The following is an 18,201-nucleotide window of genomic DNA, read 5'->3' on the forward strand; positions in this document are numbered from 1 at the left end:
TCACTTTTTATTAGTCGGTGTCTGGTCATGGAGTATTTTTAAATTGCGTTAAAAACGGCCCGGATTGCACTAAGCCAGCGTTAATAGCTTCCCACAGATATAAGGATGCAATCGTAGAATAAGGCTTCCACTCTGCTTGTTTCCGGTGCAATGGAGAGCGGCCTTCGCTTGCTTCAGCTGCATACAACCATTCCGAAGCACGTTTAAGGCCATGATCGCCGAAAGATAGGACATCTTGTCTTCCCAAGTGAAAAATGAGGAACATCTCCGCGGTCCACCGACCGATTCCCTTCACCAGGGTCAACTGACGAACGACCTCATCATCATCCAGATCGGCTAACGATGGAAAATGAAGCGCTCCCAACTTCGTTTGTTCCGCAGCGTTTCGAATATAGCCTAGCTTATTCCGCGATAATCCCGCTGAGCGCAAGCTCTCTTCTGCTGCAGCTAGGATAGCGTCAGCTGTAATTGTGCCGCAAACTTGTTCTACTCTGAGAAAGATGGTTCTGGCAGCTTTAATCGAAAGCTGTTGACCAACCAACGTTCTCGTTATGTAGGTGAAGCCATCCGGCTCATAGGGGACCTGGATGTGACCGATCCGTTGGACCAACTCTCCGAGCAGAGGGTCAGCCATGCACAATTGCCGCACATGAGGATGGTCTGGATGGACATCGAAGAGATATTGCAATTCAATCATCCTTTCTTACTGCTCCCCGGCAACATCTGGAGGAGCCGCGAATCTCTTGGAGAAGATTCTACATAGCCCTTAGTAACAATATGAGCAGAGACACACACACAAGCACGAGAATGAATAACGTCACCCATTTAACATGCTGTTTTCGGTAAAGGGCAAGGATGGCCTCAACCAACGTAACTGCGGTCAAGCTCCATAGTACGGCCTCGGTAATCGGAAACAGAAGAACGAACCATAGAAGTGAAGCAGCAGCAGCCTGAATAACCACACTTCCAATCAACAGCCCCCATAAAGGGAGCACCTTCGCTTTGGTTGGTTTACGGGTCCAGTAAGCCCACACCAGATAACCTCCAATCAGTGCATAAACACCCCACCGCTCGAACCATAAAAAATCTACTGGCGACACCTCGCTTTCCTTGTCCAACAATATAATGACATCACAACGCCTGTTGTATTGTAGAGTATACTTCTATTGCCATGCCGCAGAAACGTTTGTTTTCCGACTCTGTACCCGTACAGATGATGTCCGGATGGCCAAGCAGTATTCCGAGATCTCTGTCCTGAATCCACAACAATGACGATCCAGCTTACCCGCCCTGTTAAATAAATTTAACTTGAGGCGTTGTGTTGATGAGCTCTTTCATCACGCGAGCTATGGTTTGGACACCCGACTCGATATACGCCTCCTCCACCTGCGATACACTCAAGCGAATGACCGAATCTTGTACAAAATCGGACAAATACATTTTTCGGGCGTCATCTACATGTACGTTTTCCTGCTTCAAATGCTCGATGAACGTCTTGGCTTTTAACGGATTCGGCAATCGAATCGTCGAATAGAATCCCGAAAGCGAACCCGAATAGGCGGCGCTTGGCGGCAGCAGTTCCTGATAGGCTTTTTGCAGTAAAGCTGCTTTTCTGGTGTAGATCGATCTCATGCGCTGAATATGAGCCTTGAACATGCCGCTCTTCAAATAGATTTCCAGTGCACCTTGCGTCAGAACCGGTGTATGCAAATCCGAAGCGAACTTCGCGCTTAAGAATGAATCTCGTATGAAGTCCGGAATTACCGCAAGCCCCAATCTTAAACCAGGCAGCATCACTTTGGAGAAACTCTTGATATAGATGACCCTTCCTGACGGATCGTAAGCGAACATTGGGTCCTGCTGCATGTCGGGGTCCAGGTCGCCCAGGTAATCGTCTTCGATGATATAAACGTCGTATTTTTGTGCCAGCTCCACGATTTTCCGTCGCTCCTTGTTCGAGTAGCTGTAGCCGGTCGGATTATGATATCGGGTCACGGTGTAAAAAAATTTAATGTCATTCCATTTGAACAGATGCTCCAGCCGGTCCATGTCGAGTCCATTCGCCGTAATCTCAATTCCGTATGCCGTGGCCTCCTGATATTTAATCGATTCGATCATACTCAGATGCGTAGGCTGTTCGACGCAGATGTTCTTTTTGTTATTGGGGAACGGGAGTGAAATCAATAGATGAATAGCTTGCTGGGATCCGGATACAACGCAGACTCGTTCGGGTACGGTAAACACCTGCAGTTCCCGCAGATGACGTGCCAGTTCCACTCGCAGTGAAGGCAGCCCCTGGATCTCGGAGTAGGTGAACATCTCCTCTTTATACACTTCGATGGCTTGATTGATGCAGTGCTGATAATCCCGGTAAGGCATGGCTTTCTTGTCTGGACCAGCCGAGAGAAAATCAATGGCTCCTGTGTTAGCCGCGCCTGAATGGCGGGAGGGAACCTGCTCCACGACATAATAACCGCTCTTCGAGACGGAATAGATTTTATGTTTCTTCTCTAATTCGGAATACGCTTTGATGATGGTATTGACACTGCAATCGAGCCGCTTGGCCAGCGACCGAATGGATGGCAGCTTCTTGCCCGGTATTAACTCTCCGGTGTCCATTAGCATTTCAATATGCAACATGACCTCTGCATAGATCATAAGTGTCCCCCTCTTCTCTTCTTCAATCTGTACAGGCACAAACCGTAGATAACAAGATTTACTTGCCGTACCTGTATCCATAGACTAATAGTATCAAAATGCATTTGATGCTGGGAAATGATTCTGTTCGATGGCCATTGAAACCCTTCCCGAAAAAATGGATGTGCAGGAGTGATGCAGATGTGTTACAGATGAAAAAGTTACGCCGTTTATCCCATTTGATGGTTGTACTCGTTACGCTTGTTGGTTTGTTTGCCTATTCGCCGAGTGCTGATGCCAAGCCTGGCGTCCGCCCGCTTGAATTGCAGCACATATTTCACGACACTCAAGGAACACTTGTCCTCAAGAACTTGAAGACCGATCAAGTCTATCAATTCAATCCCGGGAGAAGCCAACAGCGGTTTACGCCGGAATCAAGCTTCAAAGTGGCAAATGCCCTCATTGGACTGGAAGTAAAGGCGGTTGCCGACGAATATGATGTGAAGAGATGGGACGGTATCGTAAGAGATTTTCCGGTCTGGAACCGGGATCATTCGCTCGCTTCGGCTATGAGGGATTCAGCCATTTGGTATTATCAAGCCATGGCTCGCGATGTCGGCCAAGTTCCGATGCAGCACTACCTGAATCGAATCAACTATGGAAACCGTGACATCTCGGGAGGAATCGATACATTCTGGCTGGACAGCAGCTTGAAGATTTCGGCCATAGAACAGGCGGATTTTATCGAGCGGCTGGTTGAGGAGGATCTGCCTTTTCAGAAGAAAACGATGAAGACCGTCAAACGGATCATGATTGATGACGAACAAGACGAGTATACGATTCATGGAAAAACAGGCTCAAGGCTCTCCGATATGGGGCTTGGCTGGTATGTGGGTTATGTCGAGACGGATAGGAACACGTGGGTTTTCGCTACCAATGTGGCCGAGAGCGGTGCAACCGCCAAACAATTGACGCTAGAGACGCTGAAAACAATGAAGATTCTGAAGGATTAAGGGAAAAAGCAAACGTTTTTTGAGCGCAACGGCAAATGCTTTGGCAGGACTGTATATGGAGGGGGCGACACGCCCCTTCCGTGCTCACCTATGTGCAATATTAATATAAAACGCCTACCCTCGGGTAGGCGTCACTTGACTTTTCACACTTGTGTGATCAATCTCTTGTGTACATGTTCTGATCCTGCAATCGAATCAGCACCTTGCCATAACGGCCGCTCTGCTGGACAGTCACTTTACCGGATGGATACGCCTGATCCAAATAGTCTGCTACGATTTTCCGATTCCGATCATCTGCAGGCAGATCGTGTCTGCGAAGCCATACCATCATTTCCTGTAATGCCTCATCCCTTGAGTATTCCATCGTTTTTGTTTCCCGGGTAATAAGGGATTCGTAGGCGTAACCTTTGAGATAGAGCAGATGAAGCAAATACCCCATTTCCGTATGTTTTGTTCTGAAGGACTGCCCGGTGACAAGTGGCCAAATTTCGTGAATCAAACTGAGCTCCGTGGAACCAACCGGCATGCTGATGTAACAATACTGACTGGCACAATCGAGTATCTTCTCCACGCTCCCCCAATCCAGAATGACAGGACACATGGAGACAAATACGAGATCGAAGGCTTGGCTCCAGCCTCTCTCCTGCACGTCAATATCTTCAAACCGTTCGGGAATGATCTTCACTTTGTCATCGGGGAACTTGGCGAAATTTTCTGTCAGCAGTTCCACCAAGGGAATGGAGGACTCTACCGCGGTTACATGAGCACCCCGCTCCGCAAACGGCACCGAGAACACTCCCGAGGCAGCTCCAATATCCAGCACAGAAGCATTCTCGAATTGGACGCCTTGCCCCTCAAGCCAGTTCATGATTCGCTTGGTTCTCTTCCTTCCCTCTTCATTAAACGACTGCTCGTTGAACGTCCTGGCCTTATGATCAAAGTCTCTGAATGGCTCGATTCCGGCCCTTTTCATTTTCTCCAAGATGGCAGCTCCACGGTCTTTCCATTCTTTTTCCCAAGTGGCTTCGTTAAAAAAAATGATTCATGTTTGTTCCTCATTTCGATAGATTTATTTTTGCTACGAAGACTGACAAGTATTTTATTGCGGATCTATATTATCCATAATAAAAGCACAAGAAGTGTATTACTTCTTGTTTTGAGCATGGTTGCAATGCTTGGACGCCTCATCAAGTACATACTGTATCGTATACTCCCGCAAATATTGGTGCATATGCTGTTCGGCGCCAAGCATCACTTTTTCAACCAAGCATCCGTTCTTTCTTGGACGTATCGAATCCCCTTGATCATCCTCGACTTCTGCTAACACCTCATGCTGCCGCGAACTGGTATTCGAGCATTCGAACAAATGCTGTCTTCCTTCAATCACTTGAATAACATCCAGAAAAGTAATCTGTTCAGGCGACTTTGCAAGTTCATAACCGCCATTTACCCCTGGCACAGCGCGTACAATTCCATCTTGCCTCAGCTTGGACATGATCTTGGATAAGTAGGTTTCCGAAACGCCAAGCGTCGCAGATAATTCCTTGATTCCGATATTGTTATTGCGCTCCGAGAGCCCCAAATGAATTAAGGCGTGGAGTGCATAATCTGTGCTTTTGGAAAACTGCATGTTTCACTACTCCCTTCATCGGATCTTCATTACAGACCCGCAATGTCCATAATATATGATTGGGCTCCGATTTGCAAATATATTTGTTCTCCTCTCCCCGATTGCATGCTAATTTATATCTTTGAGACAAGATTGCCTTATGTCATGCCGGTACCCTGCGACATTACGGTGCGGTTTGGGTCATATGCCTTCCTCGTCGGCCGATGGGCCGTAAAGTCCCGGTACCGGAATATCTAGTAACCGATAATAAACGCCGAGCTGCGCCCGGTGGTGGACCATGTGGCTTAATCCGAAGGTGCGAAGCGCGATTGCCCGCGGTTGACGCAGGATGATATGGTCACCATTGCGCAAGATCCATTCCTCGCCAAGGGATTTCTCGTCGCATTCGGCTAACAGCTGCTCAAGCTTGATGACGTTTGCGTCGAATTGCTCCAGCACGTCTTTGCGGCTCTCCAGAGGCTTTAGCCGAAGCGGTGTGGTCGAAAGATCGAATTCCAGATAAAGAAAAATCGTGATTTGCCAGGTGCGTGGCAAGCCCGCCAAGCGTCATCGACTTCGCGTGAGGCCTCCAACGCATATGCTCCTCGGGTAACCGATCAAGGATGCGCCGCGTAGCAGCCAGCTCATTAATGGCGTCTCCGACTATCAGTTCTTTTACCATATACTACCTCTCCTCCTTTATATGGATAGCATACTATAATCCTATTGAAGTAAAAAGCTTGTCTTACGCCGTTGTAGCAATTTTCTTTCTATGGGGAAACATGTCCAATATGCGATGCATTGACAACCGATAAAGCCCATGCTACATTCTAATCATAGTAAACTAGTCTGATTAATAAGATTAACATTTACGGAAAATGAGGTGTTCCTGATGAAAGAAATTCCGCTTCCGCTTGTAAAAGCGAACCAAATCGGAATCGTGCTGTTCGTTCTTTTATCATTCGTGTTTCAACAACCCTGGTTTATTTACATTCTATTCCTGATACAGGTGATTCCTTTACTGGCAGGTGCCAAGGGCAATCTGTTCATTCAGCTGGCCAAGGCTGTTATTGGCAGAGAAAGGCTGAAGAAATCGGAAGGGCAGGCCGAGGAACTGGCTCGATTCAATCAATCTATCGCGGTCATTTTGCTTGGCATCTCAGCCGCAGCTTATTTGTTGGGATGGCAAGTGGCTGCGTATGCTGCATCCGCTATGGTAGCTGTAGCGGCCATTGTAGCCGTCATGGGTTATTGCGTTGGCTGCACGATCTATTATCAATACAAGCGCTGGAAGCTGCTGCGCTCGCGCAGTCATCCGTCATGAATAAAGTGATGCAGCCAGCCGCTCTCTAACATGCAAAGGGTGACTTCCACTAGGAAGTCACCCTTTTTTTTCAATTACCATGAACCCGCCAGCTGTTGTTAAAAAATAGTCGGTATCATTCCCCCATCCATGCGAATTGGAGATCCTTTAAATGCGGATGCATAAGGACTACATATAAATGCGGCCAGCCTGCCTATTTCAGAAGGCTTGATAAATCGCTGGATTTCTAGATTGAGGCAGGTTTGTTTTCATAAATCTTTTCTCTTTTTCCGAGAAAGTCAAATCTTCATTTGGATATATTCCCTCAATAATCTGCTGTACATTTTCAGAGAGTGTCGGTCCCGGTAAGATCGTATTGACTGTAACTTCCGAACCGATCGTTAATTTGGACAAGCTTTTCGATAAGGACAGGAGCATGGACTTGGTCATTGCATATTGTGGCATTTGTCCTGAAGGCATCAAGGCTTCTTCGCTTGCAATAAAGATCACGCGGCCATCGTTATTTTTCAGCATTTGAGGCAAATAAAATTTAGATAATGCGTTGGCGGCAAGAACGTTCGTACGGAAGTATTTCTCCCACACCTCATCGCCCACGTCCTCATACTGCATAATTTCATACATTCCCATATTGTTGACCAGCAAATCTACATGAGGGTATTTCAGGAATAAAGCCTCTCTTTGCTCTATGTCCACCATATCGGCAGCAGCGGGTTGAGGAGAGGTCGCCGGATAATTAGACTTTATTTCATGTACCGTTCGTTCCACCTCATCCTCATTTCGCCCATTGATTAGTACATGCACGCCTTCTTTTGCAAGCTCCATGGCAATGGCTTTTCCGATGCCTTTTGTTGATCCCGTAACTAATGCTGTTTTATGATTTAATCCCATTTCCATTGCTTCAAATCTCCTTCAATTTATCATTCACGGCAAGCTGCTTCATAGTCATAATGGAAACAGTCTTGTGCTCCGGGTATTGATAATATTATCTTGTCAGGATGATTCGGTAACTAGCGCATGACGCCAATCTTCTTGCTTCACACGCCAACTTGAGGGAGTCTCCCCTTCCCAGTTTCGAAAGGCGCGATAGAATGAGTTCTGGTCTTCATATCCAATCAGGAATGCTACTTCCTTAATATCAAGCGAAGGGTCTTTCAAGTACTCCAAGGCCGACTCATGTCTTGCTTGTGCCAACAGGTGCTTAAAATTCGTGTTCGCCTTCATCAGCCTGCGCTGCAAGGTTCGATCACTCACGCCAAGCTCTCTCGCGACGGCTTGAACATCTGCCCGCCCTCCGGTCAGATTGCGTTTCATTGATCCATTTGACCCGCTCTGTAATGGAGCAGCTGCGCTGCTGTTCATCAAGCGTTCGGTCCAATACCGGGGTCAAGATCTCTAACAGCTCTTCATTGTATGAAGCAAAAGGGATATCCAAATCCCTTCGATGCAGTGTCAATCGGTTGCATGCTGCACCTGTCCGTATGGGGCAGCCGAAGTACGCTTCAAGGGCTTCTACATCACCCATGTCGTTCGAAAATTCGACCAACTGTGCCGTCAATGGTTGGCCTGTCCCCCTCCGGCCGAGCTCCAGAAGACATGCCAATGTGATTCCCACTAACACGGGGGGACCACTTTGCTCGGTATGCCGCCATTCCAACTCGATTAAGCAATACTCGTCCTCCTCGATGATGCGCAAGCCTTCAGGGGGACACATTTGCTTGTACCGTGACATTCGTTGTAAGGCGTCGCGGAAATCACGTGCGTGATAAGGCGCTAAGACGGTCGGTGGATACTGCGCTGTTTCAAATACGGTGGCAAGCTCGACGATTCCCTTGGCCGTGTCGCCCATGAGATCGGAATACGCATGCCAAATTGCGAAATACTGGGCGCTTGTAACGATAGGGTCAGTTATAACGGTTAACGGCAGCCCTGCTGAGCGAACCACGTCGTGAGAAGTGATTCCCAATTGACGTAATCCTTCCCAAAATCCCGGCGGGATTTTTACACGATCCGAAGTAGTAGACTTCACTCGTATGGGCCTCCTTTCACAAATCGCGTATTTCAAATGATACCATGATATAGAGAGAATCATAACTTAACGATAGGGCAGCATGCCACTCCTTACAGTTATTACCATGTAAAAAAGCTGCTCTCGTGGAATGTTTACACACCCAAAAGCAAAAAAGCCGCATTTGCAGCGGCTGCTAACTCTGTATACGATCTTACAACGGCAAATCCTTTTCCTTGAATACACGCATTCCGAACAGATACAGTGCAATCCCGATAACCGCCAACACAGCGAACGGAACCGCAACATTGCCGCCATCTATAATCGCGGAAGTATCAAATAGCGAATTCATGGATACGTATTTCAGACCCTCCAGGCTGCTATCGACATCTCCCATCAATTTCAGGAGGAAAAAAGCCATCGGGAGGCCGGCCCCCCAAGCCAGTGAGTTCTTGGAGAGATTGAATACGCAGGAGAAAAAGAACGAAATCCCGCTGGTTGCAAACATCAGCAGAAACAAGCCCAGGTTTAGCATGAGATAATTTGTCGTATCTACTTGAATGTCAGCCTGAAATACCGAGATGGAAACCAGACCTGCCAGTGTCACGATGAGAATCATCAGGATCAGGGACAGGATCAGGTAAGCAGCTTGAGTCAAGACAACGGTGCTTCTCTTGGTCGGCGTCGACAGCAAGTATGCCATGGAACCTCGGTCCACCTGCGAAGCGATGAGACTGTTAGCGGTCATAATGATGAACACAATCGGCAGAAGCACCCCTTGTATGCCATAGAAGGTTTTGGACAGCATGCCAAGGAATGTCGCTTCTCCGAGCAGATTTGCAAGTGGAGTATCCTTCACCATGTTCGACATGTCCGATAAGGTGCTTGGATTAAATACGGCAATCAGTACGATATGAAGCGCGGTCATGATGAGTGTGAAGATAAACCATAACTTAAAATTGGCCTTAAGCGTTTGTTTGAAGATCGGTTTGCTAAGCATGGGCGCTTTCCTCCTCATATAAGCCATTAAAATAATCCGCAAGCGTAAACTTCTTCTCGGATATAAATTTCACGGAATAACCTCTCAATGTACGAAATAACATTTGGATGTCACGATCATGGATTTCGATAAGCACTTGATTCTGATTCTCCCGTTTCTCCGTGATCTGAAAGGGCTCTGACAAGAAGCGCTTGTAATCCTCCTGCTGAAGGAACTCCAATTTATAGACTTTGTTCTCATTGTGCTTGACCTCGACCGTCGGCTTGACGGCAATCAGCTTTCCCTCCTTGATTAAGGCGACTTTGTCACACGTATGCTCTACTTCCTCGAACATGTGACTCGACATGAATATGGTTTTGCCCCTCTTCTTCTCTTCCTGCAAAATATCTACGAATTCCGCTCGCATGAGCGGATCCAGGCCCGTTGTCGGCTCATCCAAAATCAATATTTCCGGGTCGGCCATGAATGCGGCGACAATCGCCGTCTTCTGTTTCATCCCCTTGGACATACTTTTCAAATGGGCTGACGGATCAAGCTGCAGCTTTTGGATCATACGCTCTGCGTACGACATATCTTGCAAACCCAACAGCTCTGCTTGCCGCTTTAAAAACTCGCTCCCCGTCGGGGCATCAGGAAACGCAATCTCCCCAGGAATATAACCGATCAGCTTTTTGATCTTGGCGGAATCAGCCCAGCAGTCCAGCCCCTGAACAGTCACGGAACCGCTGTCCGGTTTCAAGAATCCCATGATATGACGGATGGTCGTTGTTTTGCCGGCTCCATTCGTTCCGACGAATCCAAACACCTCGCCCTTTTCAATCTTCAGGTTGAGGTTAAACAAGCCTTTCCCATCGCCAAAGTCTTTTGTTAGATCGTTAATTTCGATGCATGGCATACGTTTACTCCCCTTCCTTAAGGCTTGTGTTGCGATCGTAAAACTTCATGAAATAATCCTCCAAAGTGAACTTGATCTCCGAGAAGAACTTCATGTCATAATCAGCAATGAACGAAATAAAGCGATTGATATCCGTATCCCGGATTCGTAATATCGTCTGCCGCTTGGAAGGCGTCAACGAAAGCACTTCAAGTTCGGGCTCAGCCTTAACTTCAAGTTCAAAACGCTGGAATTCAACTTCGGATTTGAACTCGATTTCATAGGTTTTGGATTCTTGATGTCGCAAATCATCCGCCACAAACGAAGAGATTAACCGGCCGTCCTTAATGATGGAAATCTTGTCACAGGTCGCATCAATCTCGGAGAAAATATGGCTCGATATCAATATCGTTTTGCCTTTTGCCTTCTGTTCCTTAATGAACTCGATGAATAAAGCCTGCATCATGGGATCCAATCCGCTTGTAGGCTCGTCAAGCACAAGCACGGCTGGGTCATGCATGAACGCCGTGACAATAGCCAGCTTTCGCTTCATGCCAAGCGACATCCGTTTCAGGCTCCCGGAGGGGTCGAGCGCAAATTTTTTTACCAAAGATTGCGTGTAGGTCATATCGGTAATCCCGCGTAATTCCGCCATCATTTTTATGAACTGCGTCCCGGTGAGCGACTCAGGCAGCGCGATTTCTCCCGGTAAATAACCCAGCTCCTTCTGAATATCTGCTGCATGGTCCCAGCTCCTGCGCCCATTGACTAAGGTGTGTCCCTGCTGCGGACGGGAAAATCCCATGATATGGCGGATGGTTGTGGTTTTGCCAGCTCCATTGGGACCTAGAAATCCGTATACATCCCCTTTCTCAACGTTAAAAGAAACATCGAATATGCCTCGATGATGACCATAATCCTTAGTCAGATGCTCAATTTCGATGACAGGCATGATAAACTCCACCTTTCTGCTCATCACTCAAATAGACAACGTGTTGTTTTTCTATATGAGTTCATTATAATCACTTAAGCAAACTTCAACAATGATCAGAATTATCTGATGTGCTGGATAAACAACACCTTTTGCTGTTATGTACATTATTTCATATAGAAGATCAGAGCTGCTGCGCCATACAATAGGCTTCGTGCATGAACCGCACGATGGCGTTATTCGGGACCCGTTAACAGATCGATGATCAGCACGTTGTTCATTGATTTAAATCATGGATTTTATATGTTAATTAATTGGCGCGTTCTTTCAACCATTTGGCCATGTAGACGCTCTGCCATATTTATCTAGCCCTTTCCTTATTCGATGCCAAAACGAGTCTAATCATCATCTGGTTACAGTATACATGATAAGGTGTTCGGCATGATAGATAAAAGTGAGTAAGCACTCACTTTTTTTGTTGACAAATCGACAACTTCAGTGTTAAAACCATATTAGCAAAGTGAGTGATTACTTACTTTTCGCTGAAGTTATCATCGACATACTGAAAGTGGTGAACCGAATTTTGCCCAAGCACAACCTGTTTAACGAAATCCTGTCCATACACTCCACCAAGCGAACCGTCAAGCAGCAACGGATTGTCGAGGCAGCCATTTCATTGTTTGCTGATAAAGGCTATTCCAATACCTCAACGGCTGAAATCGCTAAGGTCGCCGAGGTATCTGAGGCAAGTATCTTTAAGCAATACGGAACAAAGGACCATTTGCTGTTGTCCCTTATCGTCCCGTACATTAGGGAATTTTTTCCTTCCATGGCGAACGAGGCGCTGGATCAGATTATAAGCAATGGGGATTCGACATTTGAAGGATTCTTGCGGACCTTTCTTCATAATCGCATCGAATTCATCCGGGGAAACAAGGAGATCTTTCAGGTACTTATCAAGGAGGTCATATACAAGGAAGAATTGAAGCACGAATTCCTGCCTTACGTATCCGATCTGATTGTACCGCGCTTGACGAAATTGATTGAAGCCTTCCAAGAAAGGGGTGAACTCGCCGACATCCCGGTCGACAAAATATTGAAATTGGTTTTCGGTTTCATTGGCGGATTTATGATTTCGCGTTTTGTATTGTTCAATATGGATTCCATCCCTGACGAGGAAATTGAAGAGGCAATCACTTTCGTCATGGATGGCATTCGACATCGATAGGAGTGAAAGTTGATGAAAGTCTTGAATAACAAACTTGTATGGGTAGCGCCCATCCTGGCATTCGTGGTCATTTTTATTTTCTCGCTTACGTTATTTCCATCTGTTCAAGTCAAGCCCAAAAATCTGCCGGTGGCCATTGTCAACGAGGATCAAGGAGTTGAGCTTCCCAATCAACCGAAGCGGAATATCTGGCAAACGTTCTTGGACACAATCGAGCAGACCGCTTCGCCCGCATCTGGAGAGGAACCGGCTGTCAAGTGGGTCAAAGTCGACGGTATGGAAGAATTACAAGCCGGCTTGGATAACCAGGATTACTACGCTGCGCTGGTCATACCTGCTGATTTCAGTGCGAAGCAAGTTTCCTTAAGCAGTCCGGCGCCGGAATCGCCTGAAGTTGAAATTTTCATCAATCAAGGCATGAACACGGCCGCTTCCACCATGGCAGGACAAATCCTGAACGGCATCGTGGATAACATGAATAACCAAGTCCGCACGCAGATCCTTGAAGGATTCGATGCCCAAGGTGCAACGCTATCCGTGAAGCAGGCTTCCAGCCTGGTAAATCCGATTACCAAGAAGGTAACGAATGTCAATGAAATCGGGACCCACAGCGCCAACGGCAATTCCCCGATTTCTCTCTTCCAGCCGCTTTGGATGGCTAGTATGGCAAGCGCGGCGGTCCTCTTCTTAGCAGTCAGCAAGAGTAAGATTACATCCCGCAAAGATAACTTGGCAGCCAAATCCATCCAGATTGCCATGGGAGCCGTTGTATCATTAGTCGGTGGGATTTGGCATAACTTGGCTCGCTGACAGCATGATCGGACTGCATATCCCACAGTTTACGGATACAGCAGTGTTCTTATCCATTACCTTCTTCAGCTTTTTCCTTATGATTTCCGCCGTGATGTCCCTTGTGGGCATCAAAGGGATTGCCATCTTTGCCTTAATTCTGTTCTTTGGTGCACCGCTGCTTGCTTTAGCTCCGGAGATGATGTCTCCTTTCTACCGGGACTGGGTACACTCATGGCTGCCGATGCGTTTTATGGTGGATGGTCTTCGAGATCTGTTCTTCTTCGGCAACGGGCTGCACTGGAATCATGCCGTATCCACGCTTACCTGGATCGGTTTGGGGAGTGCTATCGTCATCCTGGCTTCCGCATGGAAGCCGCGAGCGGCTGAACAACCCTATAAACTTGAAGGGTAGAACAAAAAAAAGCATGCGAGTTGTCCATGGGACTCGCATGCTTTTGTAAAAGTGAGCCTTCAACCAACTGAATGGTGGTTGAAGGCTTTTTTGCTGCCTTTAGTTCAATTTGGCCGCCTCCAGGAAGCGCTGGAAGCCATAGCTTGCCTCAATGGAGACCGCTTCATAATACCACAGACCCTCTTAACGTTCATACAGCTGGCAGGCTGATCCATTGAATGCAATCCGAGAGCCCGGACCAGCCACCGTATATTCGGCTCGAGTAATTTGCTTGTTCGGCTGGAAATTGGATCAGAGACGCCTTGAACAATGAGCCACCGTAGAAATTTTGCAACCCATCAGCCTTCCACAATATCTGCACGCAGATCCGTTGCAATCTCGATCATGACGGGCATGATCTCTTCACGCGTAATGGCTGCATACAAGTCCCCCATATAGTGTCGGAATGGAATATGCGTTCCTTCAAAGTTCCACATGAAGAAATCCCCTTCTACCGACATGGTGCTCTCTGGTCCTTTCACGGTTAACGCTGTCTGATAAGTGAAATCAGCTCTAGATGAAAAATAGAGTTTGCATTCCTCCAGTGAAATCGCTTGAGCTTCACCGTTTTGTTGCATGGATCTGGTTATTCGAAAACGTTGATTCATAAATATCCTCCAAAATAAATGAAACCTGTGTCCTATTCATCACCTTAATCATTTCATTGATCTCTGTCAATGGAGATTGTTGTCCCAGGTTCATTTCTAAGGCAGTGCGATAAACGCATTCACGGATGCAACCAATCCATATAAATCATCGATGAGCGGAAAGTGACCCGCGTCCAGAGTTATATATTGGACCGACTTGCCATGGCTTGCAAAGTCTTCGAGTATTTCCCCTGTCATCTGCTGCGTGGTGATCAAATCCTGAACGCCCCAGATGACGAGTACCGGACATTGAATTCGGTTTAGATCTCCTGTTCCATTGGTAAGACCGTTCGATGAGGAGCTGATATTGAATCGATTGGCGGCATCGGCAACATCGATCATATTTTGTTGCTTCATGCAGGCTTTGATGTAATTTGTACGGATTGCGGCATCCGGCTGATGATTATTGAACAATAAGTAATTCAGCGCCTGTTCAAAATAGTCCTGATTTTTCTCCTGACTAGCCTGAAAGGTCATCGCAAGTCCAGGGTCTTTAGCAATTTGTTCCTTGGTCTGTAGGCGATCGCCATCCGCATTCACAGCTGCATAACCTCTTGTCGATATGGAGGCTAACAGAATCAATTTTCGCACACGATCCGGATAATCGGCCGCAAACTGCATGGCGATTCCTCCCCCATTCGACCAACCCATAATCATGACATCATTCAGACCGAGTTGTTCTGTGAAATCAAATAGGTCTGCAGAAAAATCCTTCATATCACCTATGGGATGATAATAGCTGGACTCGCCATAACCGCGCATATCAGCTGCAATTATACGCTGGGTGATGCCTTCATGCTCTAATAGGGGTTCCCACAACTCCGAAGAAGCCATATTCCCGTGTATCAATAACAGAGGAGGTTCAGTTCCGGCTCTTTCTCTGTAGGTCAGCTTTTCTCCGTTATGAAGCAATACTGTTTTGACGTCAATCGTCATATCGCCACATCCTCTCATTTATATATCCCCTAGTATATTCACGAATTTAACAGACAACAAGACGCTTACTACACCTAATACGCTGAGGACCGCATAGAGAAAGTCCAGGTTCAATGTAATCCCCATCATTCCGAGGAAATTAGGAAACTGCGCCAGGAAAATAGCGCAAATGACTGTAGGGATGACCGCCCTCTTCCATATCCCAAAGCAAAATAACGGAATCAACGAGGCAAGCGCAACGACAATGGAGTGAATGACCATCCGGACCGCATAGTTCATCAGTTCAGCCACGGTTGGTGTTCCGGGAATGACATTCATGATCTGATTAAGCGCATAGGTCGTTATGCCGCTAAGCACAAAGGATACCAGCGTGCCGAAGAAAACCCCCAATACGATAAATAGAACTTTAGCTACCACGAGTCTTTTTCGACTGAGCGGATATCCGAATGATAGGGCTATCGTCTTGTTCTTATATTCTTCTATGAATACATGATTGATCAGCGACGCTCCGAACAAGAGGAGTCCCATCTGCATCGGCAGCATCAGATCCATCGCGGCTGTATAACTCTCGCCAAAACGAACCATCGGCATATCGGCAAAGACCACTTTGAGAAAAAAGATCGGCAAAAACATGAGAATGACCCAGTACGTAATGGCTTCGCCTATCACTTTCTTACGCTCCAGCTTCTTCCATTCCAGCTCAATTAACTTCATCATATGGGATTCACCCCTTCCCTTGAATTTGATGATAGAAATAGTCTTCCAGCGTGCTGGTATGCTTCTGGATCTCCTCGATCTCAATCTCATGCGCAATCAGGAGCTTTGTAATTTGACTTGGCGTTATATCGCCATCATAGATTCGGATTCGCTGATCCTGTACGATTTTGATATTGGAAATTCGAAGCTCATGCTCTAACAAAAAGGAGGATTTTTGCACGTTCGAGGTTAGAAGCTCAATATAATCGGTTCGCTGCATCCGAATGTCCGACAATGACACTTCGTCGATCATTTGACCGTCTTGTATGACGCCAATCCGATCCGCAACCTGCTCGATTTCCCCTAAGATATGGCTCGACAACAGAAATGTGATGCCGTATTCCTGATTCAGCGTTCGAATCAAATCCCTCATGTTTTTAATGCCGATGGGATCGAGTCCGTTTGTAGGTTCATCCAGCACGATCAGTTCCGGCTTGGTGATGGCGGCCCTTGCAATGCCAAGGCGCTGCTTCATGCCAAGCGAGAAATCCTTCACTTTTTTATCTTCGATTTCTGCTAATTGGACCAAATCCAGCGCTTGACGAATAGCCTTTTTATCATAATAACCCAAGTATTCGCAGTGAATTTCAAGATTTTCCATAGCCGTCATATGCTCGAAAAATATCGGGTATTCAATGATGCTCCCTACGCGTTTCAATCCTTCTTTCGAAGTTTCGGAAAATGGCTTACCGAACAACATAATCGCTCCAGAGGTCGGAAGAATGAGTCCGGTGAGCATTTTCATGATGGTTGTTTTGCCAGCGCCGTTAGGACCCAGCAGACCATAAATCTCGCCCTTTCCCACGTTCAGGTTAACTCCGGATACAATCGATTTTCCTTTCACCGTTTTGGTTAGTTCGGAAGTTTGAATAATGAAATTCATGGAAGATGCACCACCTTGATTACAATGTGTATTCCTTTGTTACCTTTATCTTAGACTGAAGAATTAAGATATTCCTTTCCCATTCCTTACATGTTTCTTAAGAATGAAACAGCCGGTTGCGATTGGAATAAAAAAAGAGACGTTGAACAACGAAGCAACATCTCTTGAATGATTTTAATAGGTTAATTTCTTAAACTTGCAAGTAAAGGTCGTCTTTTTCTCAGCCTGTGAGCTGCTTAGACTAATCAATCCATTCATCTCCTCCGTTAAACGTTTGGAAATGCTGAGTCCCAGCCCACTTCCTTGAAAATTCGGGTTTCTGGCATCGTCCAGCGTATAGAGTCTTTCAAATACGTGCTCCTGATGAATCTCGGCAATTCCTTTGCCATGATCCCACACGTCAAGCGCTACGAATTCCCCTTCTTCACGAACCGTTAAACCGAACACCCCTCCGTCGCTTCCATAGCGAATGGAGTTCGATATTAAATTGCTTAATATTCGCTGCAGCGCATCTTTGTTACCGAGGAAATAAAAGGGGAGTTCGGGAATGTCGATCTCAACACGAAGATTTCTGGATACAAGCAGATCGTAAAATTCAAGGACGCTGTTCCGGCTAACCTCGCTAAGTGATATTTTGCTTAACGGGATATCATAGTCCTCCGATTCGATTTTGACCAGGTCGAAAAATTGATTCAGCAATGCGATCAGACTGTTTACTTTTTCGTTCAGTCTTAGAATGACTCGCTCCTCCTCTTGCTCTGTCAACGTAGGCTTCTGATTCAGCTTCTCCGTATAACCCAGAATGACCGTGAGGGGTGTCTTCAAATCATGGGACATGTTCGAGATCATTTTCCTTTGGCTGTCCTTCGTTCTGGCATAATCGGCAAAGATCTTCTGTTTATTATCCAGAAGACGGTTGATCTGAATGAGCAGCTGCCTAATGTGGTCATCGTCGGTTGGCACCAGCACTTTCTCGGCGGTATCATGTTTCATAATATCGGAGATTGTGCTTGTAATTTCAAGTATGCTATGGCTCCGTTTTCTTGTGGAATGCCATTGCCAGCCAATGATCGCAGCTAATACTCCAATAAGGAGGGATAAAAGAAGAATCATGG

16 protein-coding genes and 4 pseudogenes are annotated in these 18,201 nt (G+C 46.5%); 4 read left to right on the forward strand and 16 right to left on the reverse strand.

Annotated features, from left to right (window positions below; genetic code table 11):
* Positions 1-25: 25 nt before the first annotated feature.
* From PVOR_RS15980 to PVOR_RS15990, 3 genes are all read right to left on the reverse strand, one after another.
* Positions 26-697, reverse strand: a complete 672-nt coding sequence (locus PVOR_RS15980) for a DNA-3-methyladenine glycosylase family protein (protein WP_006210396.1) — start codon at positions 695-697, stop codon at positions 26-28.
* Between the two features lie 58 nt (positions 698-755).
* Positions 756-1,118 carry a hypothetical protein gene (locus tag PVOR_RS15985; RefSeq protein WP_155984581.1) on the reverse strand — a complete coding sequence of 121 codons (363 nt, stop codon included), beginning with the start codon at positions 1,116-1,118 and terminating at the stop codon, positions 756-758.
* Positions 1,119-1,293: 175 nt separating this feature from the next.
* Positions 1,294-2,658 carry an aminotransferase-like domain-containing protein gene (locus tag PVOR_RS15990; protein ID WP_006210400.1) on the reverse strand — a complete coding sequence of 455 codons (1,365 nt, stop codon included), beginning with the start codon at positions 2,656-2,658 and terminating at the stop codon, positions 1,294-1,296.
* Between the two features lie 191 nt (positions 2,659-2,849).
* Here PVOR_RS15990 and blaOXA point away from each other — a divergent pair, with 191 nt between their 5' ends.
* Positions 2,850-3,650, forward strand: a complete 801-nt coding sequence (gene blaOXA / locus PVOR_RS15995) for a class D beta-lactamase (RefSeq protein ID WP_040680694.1) — start codon at positions 2,850-2,852, stop codon at positions 3,648-3,650.
* Between the two features lie 157 nt (positions 3,651-3,807).
* Here blaOXA and PVOR_RS16000 read toward each other — a convergent pair whose 3' ends face one another.
* The 3 genes and pseudogenes from PVOR_RS16000 to PVOR_RS16010 form a co-directional block, all read right to left on the reverse strand.
* Positions 3,808-4,632 carry a class I SAM-dependent methyltransferase gene (locus tag PVOR_RS16000; RefSeq protein WP_006210402.1) on the reverse strand — a complete coding sequence of 275 codons (825 nt, stop codon included), beginning with the start codon at positions 4,630-4,632 and terminating at the stop codon, positions 3,808-3,810.
* A 162-nt stretch (positions 4,633-4,794) separates the two neighbouring features.
* Positions 4,795-5,280 carry an RrF2 family transcriptional regulator gene (locus PVOR_RS16005; protein ID WP_006210403.1) on the reverse strand — a complete coding sequence of 162 codons (486 nt, stop codon included), beginning with the start codon at positions 5,278-5,280 and terminating at the stop codon, positions 4,795-4,797.
* Between the two features lie 180 nt (positions 5,281-5,460).
* Positions 5,461-5,941, reverse strand: a pseudogene (locus PVOR_RS16010) (DinB family protein).
* Between the two features lie 210 nt (positions 5,942-6,151).
* On the opposite strand from PVOR_RS16010, the gene PVOR_RS16015 reads away from it, so the two are divergent.
* Positions 6,152-6,583, forward strand: coding sequence for a DUF4395 domain-containing protein (locus tag PVOR_RS16015; RefSeq protein ID WP_006210405.1), 432 nt, complete (start codon positions 6,152-6,154; stop codon positions 6,581-6,583).
* A gap of 98 nt (positions 6,584-6,681) precedes the next feature.
* Here the strand turns inward: PVOR_RS16015 and PVOR_RS16020 are convergent.
* The 5 genes and pseudogenes from PVOR_RS16020 to PVOR_RS16040 all read right to left on the reverse strand — a co-directional run bounded on the left by PVOR_RS16020 (position 6,682) and on the right by PVOR_RS16040 (position 11,414).
* Positions 6,682-7,477 (reverse strand): annotated as a pseudogene (locus tag PVOR_RS16020) (SDR family NAD(P)-dependent oxidoreductase).
* Between the two features lie 96 nt (positions 7,478-7,573).
* Positions 7,574-8,609 (reverse strand): annotated as a pseudogene (locus PVOR_RS16025) (AraC family transcriptional regulator ligand-binding domain-containing protein).
* 193 nt (positions 8,610-8,802) lie between these two features.
* Positions 8,803-9,588, reverse strand: a complete 786-nt coding sequence (locus PVOR_RS16030) for an ABC transporter permease subunit (protein ID WP_006210407.1) — start codon at positions 9,586-9,588, stop codon at positions 8,803-8,805.
* Positions 9,581-10,483, reverse strand: coding sequence for an ABC transporter ATP-binding protein (locus tag PVOR_RS16035; RefSeq protein WP_006210409.1), 903 nt, complete (start codon positions 10,481-10,483; stop codon positions 9,581-9,583). The genes PVOR_RS16030 and PVOR_RS16035 overlap by 8 nt, the downstream gene beginning before the upstream one ends.
* Positions 10,484-10,487: 4 nt before the next feature.
* Positions 10,488-11,414: an ABC transporter ATP-binding protein gene (locus PVOR_RS16040; protein WP_006210412.1), complete on the reverse strand. Its 927-nt coding sequence runs from the start codon at positions 11,412-11,414 to the stop codon at positions 10,488-10,490.
* Positions 11,415-11,964: 550 nt separating this feature from the next.
* Between PVOR_RS16040 and PVOR_RS16045 the strand changes: the two genes are divergently transcribed.
* Positions 11,965-12,621, forward strand: a complete 657-nt coding sequence (locus PVOR_RS16045) for a TetR/AcrR family transcriptional regulator (protein ID WP_234972971.1) — start codon at positions 11,965-11,967, stop codon at positions 12,619-12,621.
* 12 nt (positions 12,622-12,633) lie between these two features.
* Positions 12,634-13,825: pseudogene (locus PVOR_RS16050) on the forward strand (YhgE/Pip domain-containing protein).
* Positions 13,826-14,163: 338 nt separating this feature from the next.
* Here PVOR_RS16050 and PVOR_RS16055 read toward each other — a convergent pair.
* From PVOR_RS16055 to PVOR_RS16075, 5 genes are all read right to left on the reverse strand, one after another.
* Complete coding sequence (locus tag PVOR_RS16055; protein WP_006210416.1) at positions 14,164-14,472, reverse strand: hypothetical protein; 309 nt, start codon at positions 14,470-14,472, stop codon at positions 14,164-14,166.
* A gap of 96 nt (positions 14,473-14,568) precedes the next feature.
* Positions 14,569-15,447, reverse strand: coding sequence for an intracellular short-chain-length polyhydroxyalkanoate depolymerase (phaZ, locus tag PVOR_RS16060; RefSeq protein WP_006210417.1), 879 nt, complete (start codon positions 15,445-15,447; stop codon positions 14,569-14,571).
* A gap of 18 nt (positions 15,448-15,465) precedes the next feature.
* Positions 15,466-16,164 (reverse strand): ABC transporter permease, encoded by a 699-nt coding sequence (locus PVOR_RS16065; protein ID WP_006210418.1) that lies wholly within the window; start codon positions 16,162-16,164, stop codon positions 15,466-15,468.
* 7 nt (positions 16,165-16,171) lie between these two features.
* Positions 16,172-17,086 carry an ABC transporter ATP-binding protein gene (locus PVOR_RS16070; protein WP_006210419.1) on the reverse strand — a complete coding sequence of 305 codons (915 nt, stop codon included), beginning with the start codon at positions 17,084-17,086 and terminating at the stop codon, positions 16,172-16,174.
* 174 nt (positions 17,087-17,260) lie between these two features.
* Positions 17,261-18,199, reverse strand: coding sequence for a sensor histidine kinase (locus PVOR_RS16075; protein ID WP_006210420.1), 939 nt, complete (start codon positions 18,197-18,199; stop codon positions 17,261-17,263).
* Positions 18,200-18,201 lie beyond the last annotated feature (2 nt).

This window comes from Paenibacillus vortex V453, assembly GCF_000193415.1.
Taxonomy (GTDB): domain Bacteria; phylum Bacillota; class Bacilli; order Paenibacillales; family Paenibacillaceae; genus Paenibacillus_AQ; species Paenibacillus_AQ glucanolyticus.